Origin of the sequence: Aquimarina sp. MAR_2010_214 (assembly GCF_002846555.1) — a bacterium.
Classification (GTDB): domain Bacteria; phylum Bacteroidota; class Bacteroidia; order Flavobacteriales; family Flavobacteriaceae; genus Aquimarina.
On the sequence record NZ_PJMS01000001.1, the window covers coordinates 2,817,385 to 2,830,029 of the forward strand.

Annotated in this window: 8 protein-coding genes; 2 read left to right on the top strand and 6 right to left on the bottom strand. The window is 34.0% G+C overall.

Annotation, left to right across the window (positions count from 1 at the left end):
• Positions 1-211: 211 nt before the first annotated feature.
• A complete protein-coding gene (locus ATE84_RS11930) occupies positions 212-2,392 on the top strand; it encodes a GEVED domain-containing protein (RefSeq protein ID WP_101448172.1) in 2,181 nt (726 codons plus the stop codon).
• Between the two features lie 91 nt (positions 2,393-2,483).
• Here ATE84_RS11930 and ATE84_RS11935 read toward each other — a convergent pair whose 3' ends face one another.
• From ATE84_RS11935 to ATE84_RS11945, 3 genes are read right to left on the bottom strand one after another with little or no spacing between them, the layout of a single operon-like run.
• Entirely contained in the window at positions 2,484-4,433 is a 1,950-nt protein-coding gene (locus ATE84_RS11935) for a S9 family peptidase (RefSeq protein WP_101448173.1), read from the bottom strand.
• A gap of 21 nt (positions 4,434-4,454) precedes the next feature.
• Complete coding sequence (locus ATE84_RS11940) at positions 4,455-7,676, bottom strand: hypothetical protein (protein ID WP_101448174.1); 3,222 nt, start codon at positions 7,674-7,676, stop codon at positions 4,455-4,457.
• An 18-nt stretch (positions 7,677-7,694) separates the two neighbouring features.
• A complete protein-coding gene (locus tag ATE84_RS11945; protein ID WP_101448175.1) occupies positions 7,695-8,468 on the bottom strand; it encodes an MBL fold metallo-hydrolase in 774 nt (257 codons plus the stop codon).
• Positions 8,469-8,585: 117 nt separating this feature from the next.
• On the opposite strand from ATE84_RS11945, the gene ATE84_RS11950 reads away from it, so the two are divergent.
• Positions 8,586-8,822 carry a hypothetical protein gene (locus ATE84_RS11950; protein ID WP_101448176.1) on the top strand — a complete coding sequence of 79 codons (237 nt, stop codon included), beginning with the start codon at positions 8,586-8,588 and terminating at the stop codon, positions 8,820-8,822.
• A gap of 13 nt (positions 8,823-8,835) precedes the next feature.
• On the opposite strand, the gene ATE84_RS11955 is transcribed toward ATE84_RS11950, so the two are convergent.
• The 3 genes from ATE84_RS11955 to ATE84_RS11965 all read right to left on the bottom strand — a co-directional run bounded on the left by ATE84_RS11955 (position 8,836) and on the right by ATE84_RS11965 (position 12,594).
• A complete protein-coding gene (locus tag ATE84_RS11955; protein WP_101448177.1) occupies positions 8,836-10,305 on the bottom strand; it encodes a DASS family sodium-coupled anion symporter in 1,470 nt (489 codons plus the stop codon).
• A gap of 191 nt (positions 10,306-10,496) precedes the next feature.
• Positions 10,497-10,859 carry a hypothetical protein gene (locus tag ATE84_RS11960; RefSeq protein WP_101448178.1) on the bottom strand — a complete coding sequence of 121 codons (363 nt, stop codon included), beginning with the start codon at positions 10,857-10,859 and terminating at the stop codon, positions 10,497-10,499.
• Between the two features lie 265 nt (positions 10,860-11,124).
• The gene (locus ATE84_RS11965; protein WP_101448179.1) at positions 11,125-12,594 is read right to left on the bottom strand and encodes a M28 family peptidase; all 1,470 of its coding nucleotides are present in this window, start codon (positions 12,592-12,594) and stop codon (positions 11,125-11,127) included.
• Between the last annotated feature and the right edge of the window lie 51 nt (positions 12,595-12,645).

The following is a 12,645-nucleotide window of genomic DNA, read 5'->3' on the forward strand; positions in this document are numbered from 1 at the left end:
AAAAAAATATACTATACAAAGGGTTTACCATATGTAGAGAAGGGATAAAATATAATATTTTAATACAATATGTAAATAATGCTTCGTAACCTTTTTAGGTATGTGTAGAATTTGTAACTTGTTGATACACAAACTTTTTGGATTTTACTGAGGAAGGTTTATGGGGCCAGAATCATAACTAAGTAAAGATTCAAATCTTAAAACTTAAAAAATGAAACGTATATTAACAATTGCCATTGCCTTTTTTACGGTAATGAGCTTTGCACAAACTCAATTACAAAAACCCAGTGAACTTGTAGCCCAGCAAAAGTCTTCAGGTTCAAATTTTGAAACTACTCAACTTTTTACTACAGTTGATCAAAAAAGTAATCTACAAATTCCGAAAGAACTTAAGGATTATGTGTTACTTTCATTAGATCAGAGTAAAATGAAATCTTTACAAGGTAATTTCCCAAATACGATGAACTTAAGTATTCCGGGTCAGAAATCAGCAATGTCACTAGACCTTGTTAAAGTAAGCATTAGAACCGATGATTTTTCGGCTATAGATATGCCTTCGGGTAAGGTACTTTCTCGTGATAACGTAGCACACTATCGAGGTGTGGTAAAAGGTCAGACTAACTCTCTGGTAGCTCTAAGTTTTTATGAAGATAACGTATCTGGTTTTATTAGTATCGATGGTCAGGATGGTAATATGGTAGTTGGACCTGTGAGTAATAGTAAGAGCCATATTCTATATAAAGACAAGGAAATTAGTCATTTGTATGATTTTTCTTGTCAGGTAGAAGATGATATAGAAAAAGGAGGATACACTATTGAAGAATTGGCTGATAACCCACAAAGTAAAGCAGCAGCAAAGTGCGTAAAAGTATTCTTCGATATATGTACTGATATTGTTAACGATAAGGGAGGAGCCCAGCAGGCTTCTAATTATATCGAAGCGGTGTTTAATCAGGTAGCTGCTCTATATGCAAATGATCAAATATCTATCAAATTATCGGGTACCAAAGCCTGGACTTCTAATCAGCCGTTTAGTAATAATGATCTGAACAGCTATATCAGCTATAAAAACAGTAATGGTCTTAATGGAGATTTAGCTCATATGGTGAATTATAGTTATGGAGGAGGATTAGCCGGAGGAATCGGAACGCTGTGTAACTCATCAAGAAAAGCTGCAGTTTCTGGTATCAAAGGTAGTTATCAAAATATACCTACCTATTCTTTTGATGTATTCTTAATATCTCATGAGATGGGGCATAATGTAGGATCACGACATACACATGCATGTGTGTGGAATGGTAACAACACAGCAATAGATGGTTGTGCTGGTTTTACAGAAGGAGGTTGCTCGCTACCAGGAAATCCTTCAGGAGGAGGAACCATTATGAGTTATTGCCCAAAAACTACTGTTGGAGTAAACTTTAATAAAGGATTCGGTTCACAACCCGCTAATGTGATTCGTAATTATATTGCAGGATCAAGTTGTTTACAGGCATGCGATGGTAATCCAGATCCAACAAATTATTGTGCTTCTAATGGAAAAAACACATCTGATGAATATATCAGTAAAGTTGTTTTAGGAACAATTAATAAAACATCTGTAGCAGGAAGTGGGGGATATAGTGATTTTACTGCAGAAAGTACTAATCTTTCTAAAGGAACATCAAATACTATTACTATCACACCAACATGGACAGGAACTGTATATAATGAAGCATATGCAGTATGGATTGATTATAATCAAGATGGGGATTTTAAAGACTCTGGAGAGTTGGTTTGGAGTAAATCGGCTTCAAAAACAACACCTGTGAGTGGTAGTTTTTCAGTGGTGTCAGGAGCAAAAGATGGAAGTACAAGAATGAGAGTTTCTATGAAATACAATGGAATTCCTACGTCTTGTGAATCTTTTCAGTATGGAGAAGTAGAGGATTATACTGTAGTTATTGGAGCAAAAACAGAAGCTAACTCTAATCTTTGCGACAATGGTATTTCTTATGATGTTTCTGCAAACTATGAATCTGGTGATCGAGTAACCTATAATGGATCTTTGTATGAAAGAACTGCTACAGGGTGGACTAACTTAGGATCTTGTGGAGATAAATTTGCAGGTTATAAAGAAAATGGATCAGTAGGAGAATTACAATTTAAAGCATTCCCTAACCCAGTAAAAAATCTTTTAAACCTGGAAATTAATAATGTGAAATCCGCTTCTTCTCAGATCAGTATCAAGGATATAAACGGAAGAACATTGGAGATCATTGACCTTAAAACACCTCCGGGAGGAAATGTAGTAAGAAAAACAGTAGACATAAGTAAGTTATCTACTGGTATCTATTTTGTGCAAGTTACTACTAGTAGTAGAACGCTTACTCAAAAGATTTTTGTAAAATAATTTTAGAATAATAATAAAAAATTGGCCCTATTATAAAGGCTGCCCTTACAGGCAGCCTTTTCTTTTATTATATAAAGTTTTGGACTCTTTTTTAGGACTCTGAATCAATCTTGGTAGATTCAGTTTTACCATCATTAATCATTTCGGTACCTGTACTTTTTAAATACTTGTCTAAGAACTTCAAAATTCTACCATATGCTTCGATTTGGTTTTCCTTTTTTACAAACCCATGACCTTCATCCTCAAATAATACATATTCTACAGGAACACCACTTTTCTTAACACCTTCTACAATTTCATCAGATTCTACTTTTAAAACTCTGGGATCCTTAGCTCCCTGAAGTACAATCAATGGTTTTGTAACTTTTTCAGTATGAAAAAGAGGAGAAATTTGTCGTAAACGAACGGAATCAGCAGTATTTGGATCTCCCATTTCTGTATATAATGCTTCTTTAAAAGACTCCCACCATGGCGGAATACTTTTTAATGTTCTTAGCCAATTCGTAACTCCAAAAATATTTACTCCAACCTTAAACTCTTCTGGAGTATAGGTAAGTGCTGCCATGGTCATATACCCTCCATAAGAACCACCGATGATTCCTATTTTATCAGCGTCTACGATATCTTGTTTTGCCAACCAGTCTTTTCCTGCAACACAATCTTTTAGATCTTTATCTCCGTGATTTCGATCATCCATTTTGAAAAAAGTCTTACCATAACCACTACTACCTCTATTATTAACAGCTAGTACAGCATATCCATGATTTACCAGATATTGAATTACAGAACTAAATCCTTGTCTGGATTGTCCTCCGGGACCACCATGAACCCAAACCAATGCAGGTACTTTATGATCAACAGTAGCTTGTTTTGGTTTGTAATATATTGCAGGAATGTCTAATCCATCAAAAGATTTAAAACGAACTACTTCTGAAGTAACCAAATGATCTGCATTAATATCCTTGTTTAAAACATCTGTAAGCTTATGATATTTTTTGGTAGCAAGATCATAAGAGTATGAATTTGTAGGTGTATTTGACCCACCGACACGAAGTAAAGCCATAGATTCATCTCTTGAAAATTGTGCACTATTAATTTGTTGATCTTCAATAGCAGGAAAATCAATAGTATTCCCCGTTGCAACTTCTTTTACCTCCATAACCGTCTTAGCATCTTCATTGGTAAACATTACCTGGTATTTTCCGTCTCGGGTGAAGTAAAAACCAGAAATATCCCATTTTTTTTCTAAAACCTTTTCTTTACTACCATCTTCAAGGTTATATTTCATTAGGTAACTAAATTCTGCATTATCATCTGTAGTATAATAGAATGATTTACCATCTGGAGAAAAATCTTCAGGAGAATTACCGCTTATATTTTCATTGATTTTGACTTTCTCTTTTGTTTTAGTATTCATTAAAAAGAGATCATTATCATTCATTGTTGAAGGCTGTGTTAATAAGATGTATTTCCTATCTTCAGACATTCCGCCAAAATCCATTCCATCGATATTTTGATAAATCAACTTAGATGTAAAATCAGCAATATCCATCTCATAATGATCCATATATTTTGGATCTCGTTCGTTCGTACCATAAAAGAAACTTTTACCATCTTTGGCCCATCCTATAAATGTGGCTCTAACATTTTTTTCTGGAGTTAGGCGTTTGATACCAGAGCTGTCTTTGACAAATATTTTATGAATTTCATCACCATTACCATCCATTCTGAATAAAATTCTATCATCTTCAGGAAAATAAGATATCCCAAAAACTGAAGCACTATCAGATTTGGTTACAGGCATAAGTTCGCCACCATCGGTAGCAACAGTATACATATTATAAATCCCTGAGCGGTTACTGGTTATAAGCACTTTGGATTTATCTGCAGAAAATCCATTCGAAAACGCGTTTTCGTTATCCATAAATTGTTCTATGGAATACTGGTCGATTTTGATAGGCTGAGCTATTTCTTCTTTTTTTTCTTGCTTACAAGAATAGAAGAGGAGCAAACCCATACTAAGTGTGAGTAGTTTTTTCATGAGTATTTGATTTGTCTGTTATTATTCTAAAATAAAATTCTTAATCTCTTTAAAAGGAGAGGCATCTAACTTCTCAATAGCTTCGCGATAAGGTTTCCAATCGTTTATAAAAAAATCGTTGGTCTTTACCAGTGCATCTTGTAATGCATCTTTAGCTTGTTTTATTAAGGTGTTTTCTGTAGAAGTTAATCCATTTTGGCGGCTACCTACATACCATCCTGCCGTACCCATGCGTTGCATCACAGTTACTTCTGGATTACGCGTAATTCCTTGACGTTTATCTTCCTTACCAAGATAGATAGCAATTACACTATCGATTTTTTTAGAAATATCTTTAGATAATTTAATCTGATCTTTATATTTCTTTTTATCTAATTTTTTAAGCTCTTTCTGGTATTTTGATGCTATATCTTTACTCTCTACCAGCTGTTTTACAGCATCTGCAGCAGATTGCCTCATTTTTTCCATGTTTTTTGAAGCGGCATAAATTTCATTGATATTTTTCTGAGATATTTGCAACCTAGGATCAGGCTTAACGGTTATCATGGTTTCAGATTTTTGATCTCCGTATTCTAGTATTAGTTTATATTTACCTGGCTTTACACTAACACCACCAGGTTCACTATTTTGTTTTTGGATTTTTCGTGAAGGTCGATCAACACCTTTTTCATTCATAAGCCATTTTGTTTTATGAAACCCTGTAGAATCTGGAGTTTTTTCTTTTAAGGTCCTGATCAAACGATCTCCATCATAAATTTTGAGATGAATAGAATCCCATTTCACCTTGGCTTCTTCTTTCTCACTATCAACTTCATCTTCATCACCTTCTATTTTATCTTTTTCTTTACTTGGTTCTTCTTTTTTCTTTTCTTCTACTTTAATGTAATATGAAATAAGAGCTCCATAGTCGCGATTCTCACCATTGTATAAGGCATCTCCTCCAAAACGACTACCTGCAGGTTGTTGAGATGCAGTTTGATATGCTATTGGAGGTTCGAAAACCTGTAGTTTTTGATTTAGAATAGCACTGTTTTTTGCTAATGCTCTCAATGGTCGTATATCATCTAATACCCAGGCAGCTCTACCAAAAGTGCCAATAACCAGATCATGCTCTCTAGGTTGAATAACCAGATCTTTTACCGATACCGTAGGAAAACCTTTGGTCCATTTTGTCCAACTATTCCCTGCATTAAGAGAGATGTACAACCCATCATCGGTACCTAGAAATAATAGATTTTTTTCTATAGGATCTTCAACGATACTAAGGGCGTAGCTTTTTACGTCACCTCCATTAACAATGCGTTTCCATGTTTTACCGTAATCCGTAGTTCTATATGCATACGGAGTATAGTTAAACCTTCTATAATCATTAGCTACCAAAAGTGCTTCTCCCTTCTTTTTGTTTGAGGCTTTGATTTGCACAATCCAGCTTCCCTTAGGTAATTCTTTTATATTATTAGACACATCGGTCCAATTTGTTCCTCCGTTTTGAGTGATATGTACACGACCGTCATCGGTACTTGCCCAAAGCATATTTTGCTCTAGTGGCGAAGGTTCAACAACCAAAACGGTACAATGATTTTCTGCACCTGTAGCGTCCATCGTTAATCCACCGCTCTCTGCTTGTTTTAACTTTTCGGGATTGTTTGTTGACAGATCAGGAGATATCACTTTCCAGGTAAGTCCTTTATCTGTACTTTTATGTACAAACTGACTTCCGAAATAGATTGTATTATTATCAAATGGATCAATATTGATGGCAGCATTCCAGTTAAAACGCAATTTTACTTTTGGATCTGGGTGAGTAGGGCGCACAGTATAGTTGTTACCCGTCATCCAATCATATCGGCTTACATATCCTTGTTGACTCATCGACCATCCATATCGTGAATCATCTTTATCAGGTACAACATCAAACCCATCACCAAACGATATTTCCTGCCAGTATGAGTTTCTGATTCCTTGTGCTTTCCATACATAAGCAGGGCCTCTCCAACTACCATTATCTTGCATACCACCATATACATTATAAGGAAATTCATTATCAACATTAATATGATAAAATTGTGCAACAGGAAGATTTCCTATAAAACGCCAGGATTTACCTCCATCTCGGGTAATATTTAATCCACCATCATTACCATCAATCATATAACTCCCATCATTAGGATGGATCCACCATGCATGATGATCGGGGTGTACACCATTATCAACACCATAAGCAGGCATTAACTGTGTAAAGTTTTTACCACCATCTTCAGAAACATTTACATAGGTAAATATAGAATATACTCGATTCTCATTTTGTGGATCTACAAATATATCAGAGTAATAAAAAGGACGACCACCGATATCGTTTTTATCATTAATTTTTTTCCACTTAAATCCTCCGTCTGTTGATTTGTATAGTGCATTCTTTTTGGCTTCAACCAGTGCATAGACAATATTAGGTTTATTAGCTGCTATTGCTAATCCTATTCTACCTAAATTACCTTTTGGAAGCCCATCTTTATCTGTACGTTCTTCCCAGTTTTTTCCTCCATCATGAGTAATGTAAAGGCCAGAACCTTCTCCTCCTGAATTAAAAAACCATGGGTCACGTTTATGTTCCCACATGGCAACTATCAATTTGTTAGGATTTGTAGGATCCATGACTAGATCTGCAGCTCCGGTTTTATTATTGTTGAATAAGATTTTGGTCCAGGTAGTACCGCCGTCGGTAGTTTTAAAAACTCCTCTTTCTGGATGTTCTCCCCAGGGAGATCCGATTGCTGCAACATATACAATATCGGGATTAGTAGGGTCAATGATCACTTTATGTATGTGACGGGTTTTCTCTAACCCCATAAGTTTCCAGTTTTTACCACCGTCCAGAGATCTATAGATACCATATCCACCATTAAGACTATTTCTAGGGTTTCCTTCTCCTGTACCTACCCAGATTACTGATGGATTTGATTGCTGGATCGCAACGGCCCCGATAGAAGCAGTAGCTTCATTATTAAAAATGGGAACCCATTTGATTCCTCCAGAAGTAGATTTCCAGAGTCCTCCAGAAGCAGTTCCCGCATATATAATATCAGGATTAGTAGTTACCACATCTATAGAAGTGACACGACCACTCATTCCTCCAGGACCTATATTACGCGGAGTATTATCTTTAATAAGATCCATGGTAAATTTCTGAGCAGATAACGTAGTAATCACACTTAGTAGTAACAGTAAAAATATTTGTTTTTTCATTTTTTGGCTGTGAATTAATTATAATTGTATTTGTTGTTCTAATGTTGTGAGAAAGTGTATCTCGGGATATCTGCTTTTTAAATCTAAAAGCTCTTTCTCTTTTATTTTTGGCGAAATATGGGTAGCAATTACCGTTTTCGGATTGATGTATTTTTTGATTAATATCAGAGCATCGTCCTGTAAAAGCATCCAATAAGGAAGAATCGCAATGTCAATATTTTCTTTAAGCAATTTTAACTGGTCAAATAAACCAATTTCTTCGAGCCAGTTGGTATCTCCAACATGAAGGAACTTCTTATTGTTTATTTCAATAATATATCCTACATTTTCTACTTCGATGTGCCTCTTGCCAGCATGATTTATTTTAAGCCCTGTAACTTTTATCTTACCAATATCTATAGTTTTTTTAGTATAATCTTTTGTAGTAATTGTATATACTCGATCTTTAAACTCAGAGAAATTCTTAGTGATTTGATTTGCTCCAAAAAGAACAGCTTTTTTGTTTAAGACTAAATATTCTCGTGATAATGGAACACTAAAATGATCTCCATGATAGTGGGTAAATAAAATAATATTAGGTTGTAATTGGGTATTGATTTTATGTACTACTTTTTCCGAAGGAAATAGATAATCGTCTCCATATTTTGTGTGTAAACCATCAATTAATACAGAAGATTGATGATCAGATATAAGAACACCCATATTACCTGTATAGGTAAGCGTTATATTTTCTTGCGAAATACCAGAAATACAATAAAGAAAGCTTGTGAAAAAGAAGAATATTTTTAACACGTTCTAAAGGGTTGATTTTGAAAACCCTAAAGTAAATAAAATGAATATGCTAAAGTCTTAAAGGCATGTTAAGGTAAAATAAAGTAGATTTGAAAAGTTTTAGAAAACGGATTTATAATGAAATTTATAGAACTTACACTTAAGAATCATACTATTCTTCATGGCTTTGATGCTAGAAATCGCGAAGTTACAGAGAAAGTAGAAGTAGAAGAAGCTTCAAAAAAAATAGTAGCGGTTAGTAGAATTTTATCGATCAGCGAAAAGTTTATTTTAATAAAATATGCGTATGATAGAATTATATATTGGGAATATATGGAGGACTATGAGACTATAAAAAAGATGCTTGTACAATAGACGGTAATTATGTTTATTTAAATTCCTGTGGAAAAAATGACGGATCAAAATTCCAGAAATAAGGAAGTAGATAATAAGTGATTACTATAATCAGGATAATGGATATGATATTTAACCAAAATCCTTTTTTCATCATATCAGGAATGGTTAAATAACCAGAACCAAATACCACTGCGTTAGGTGGAGTAGCTACTGGAAGCATAAATGCACATGATGCTGCAATTGTAGCACCTACCATAAGAATAAACGGATGTACATCAAGTGATAGCGCCATCGATGCCAAAACAGGCAATAACATTGACGTAGTGGCAACATTTGATGTAATTTCGGTTAAGAAATTTACAGCAGTAACAATAAAAGCTAAAAGAGTAATCAAATAAACTCCTTGCAGCAATGTCATTTGCGTACCTATCCATACTGCTAACCCTGATTCTTTAAAACCTGCAGCCAAAGCAAGACCACCACCAAAAAGTAAAAGTACACCCCATGGCAATTTTACTGCAGTTTTCCAGTTCATTAGTGGTTTCCCTTTTTCTCGACTAGGTAGAAGAAAAAGAAGTAATGCTGCAGTAATAGCAATAATGGTATCATCTATAGCCGAAAAAATAGGTTGTAATAAAAAAGACCTTGTGATCCAGGCAAAAGCAGTGAATATAAATACTGCAAGTACTAGTTTTTCTTCAAAAGATATCTTACCTAATTCTTTTAATTGCCTTTTTACTTCATTTTTACCCCCTGGGAATTCTTTTTGTTTAAAAGAAAAAGCTATTTGAACCAAATAACGCCAACAGATAAATAACATCACTACAGAAATGGGCAACCCTATAACAATCCAATTGGTAAATGTTATTTCAAAATCATAGATTTCTTTAACAATTCCTGCTAGAATAAGATTAGTAGGAGTCCCGATAAGCGAGGCAACGCCTCCAATAGATGCGCTATATGCAATAGCAAGCATTAGGGCTTTTCCGAAGATTTTATTTTCATCTTCAATAGTATTTGGATTATCGGTAAGTTGAGTGATTATGGCAATACCAATGGGTAACATCATTACAGATGTTGCGGTGTTAGAAATCCACATCGATAAAAATGCTGTAGCAATCATAAAGCCAAGGATCATCGTTTTAACATTGGTGCCAATAACATTTATAATGCTTAATGCAATACGTTTGTGCAAATTCCATCTCTCTATTCCGATAGCTAATATAAATCCACCGGCATATAAGAAAACATTATGATTGCCAAATGCAGCAGTTGTCGTTTTGATATCCAAACCACCAGATAACGGAAATAAAACAATGGGCAACAGTGAAGTGGCAGCAATGGGAATAGCTTCTGTAATCCACCATATAGCAACCCACAATGTACTAGCCAGTATAGCATTGGCTTCTTTACTTAAACCATCAGGGTGAAAAAATAATAATACAAGAAAAAAAATTGTAGGGCCAGATATAGCGCCTATTTTTTTAATACTTACATTCATGCGATGACATTATTAAGAAATCATAGGTTTAGTAAATGATTGATAAAAGTATAGATAAAAGAATTAAATCTTTATCTCAAAGCATAGAAATATTATTCCAAAGGTATAAGGTACTAACCCGAAGTGGTGTCAATAAGTTAAATAAAAGAAATGTTAGAAAGAAAAAGAGTTTATTTTTTAATCGTTTGTTGTTACGGTATCATAACCTTTGATTTGTCACTATTTCGTGCAGAAATAAGATGAAAGTTTTTATCAACTTTTACAATGATTATTTTACCGGTGTGTAAATTTACCATTTTCCATCTAAAACCATAAGACGTTTCGAAAATCGCAGATCTCGCTGTTTTTCGCAAATCAATTTCATCAATATTTTCGACAATTTGATTGGCCAAAAGATCAAGTCCTCTTTCTTTAACTTCTTCTGTAGAAAGTTTACGATCACGAGGGTTTTGATTTTGATCAATAATAATTTCGTATAAATACGATTCAATACTACTATTTGGAAATACTAAAAATGAAAAAAATAAGAATAGAAAGGGTATGTAATTTTTCATAATCTAACGATTTTTTGAATTACATACTATATCAATGAATAATATGTAATTACATTGGGTTTACGTATATTATCATATGTATTTGTTATAGTGCTTTAACCAATATCTTAAAAAAGGGGTATTGTAAAATTAATACTTAAATCCCCTTTTTGTGATATTATTATGTTAAAATAATTATAATATCTCTTAAAATTCTAATTTTTTATTCCTTTTTATTGTGAAATTATCAAATATGGGAGATTTTTATATGGAGATTATATTATTCTCATTTCTTATACAGTTTCTTACCAGCTTCATAATATTTATCTCCTTCTACCCAAAAAGGAGTTGTTGCATTATTAGCGATGTTTCTGCATGCTAAAACATAAGACTGAAAAAACTTAAGTAAATAGTTATAATCTAAAGTGTCAGGATTATCGGTAACCTGGTGGTAGTACTTTGTGATTTCTTCATCAAAAGCAGTGAATCCCATACTAAAAGTGGGTGCAGGGATCCCCTTTGCGGCAAAGTGCACATTATCAGACCGATCGAATAATCCTTGCTCGGGAGCAGGGTCATCAATTGCTTTTAGTCCAAATTGGGCAGCAGCGTCTTCAATATCTTTTTGTGCAGTTGTTCTACTTAAACCGATAATAGTTGCCAACGTTGTATCATTATAACCTCCATTATCACTATTAAAGCAATATACCATTTGATGTAAAGGAATTACCGGATGATTTACATACCACTTACTTCCTAATAACCCTTTTTCTTCTCCTGTAAAAAGGATAAAAAGCGCTGATCTTTTGGTTGGATATTTCGCAATGTTTTCTGCCGCAGAAAGTACAGTAACTGTACCTACAGCATTATCGCGAGCTCCATTGTATATAGAATCATTTTCAACAGCCTTACCAATACCTACGTGATCGTAGTGAGCAGAATAAATGATATATTCATTTTTAAGTTTGGGATCAGTACCTTCTACATAACCAACAACATTTTGTGAGGTAACGGCGCTTTTTTTAATTCCTTCAATAGTAAATTCAATATCAATCTCCTTATTCGTTACAAAGAGTTTACTAATATCTTCATTTTGGTCATTTATCCATGTATGAGAAAAGGAGCCAGAATCTTTGTTTTGATCTGCAATAACCATCTTTTCTCCATTTAGATAATGTTCTAATCTCATCCATGTTGGATCATCAAAATTAGCAACTTCTATAATACCAATAGCTCCATTTTGTTTGGCGAGCTCAATTTTTTCTTTTGCTTTAGAAAAGGCGGGTCTGATATTTTTATCGTCTTTGGTTCCTATAATTGCAATTACATATTTTCCTTTTACATCAATAGTATTATAATCTTCTTCAAGACCGTGATTTAAGAAAATAGCTTTTCCTTTATAATTAGCATTTCCTGGTGTTACTGTAGCTATTTTATTTAGAACTAAAGCTCCTGTTTTAAATTCGGTTTTTGTAGCTCCCGATGTTTTCTGTAGATCTACATTTTGAAAATAACTAGTTGTTTCAGGAATTGGTTTTACCCCATACCCTCGTAGCATATTTGCTAGATATTGCGCAGCAATTTTGTTTTCAGGACTTCCGGTTTGTCTACCTTTTAGTTCATCTGAAGCTAGAAAATAAATATGCCCTTCGATTTCATTTTTAGAAACAGTAGATTTTACTTTTTCGACATCATCCTGTGCCGAAATAGAGATTGTAAAAAGAAAAAGTAACGTGAGTATAATAGATTTTTTCATGAGTGAGAATGATATAATTGTGAGATCAAATTAATGATACAGAATGTTATT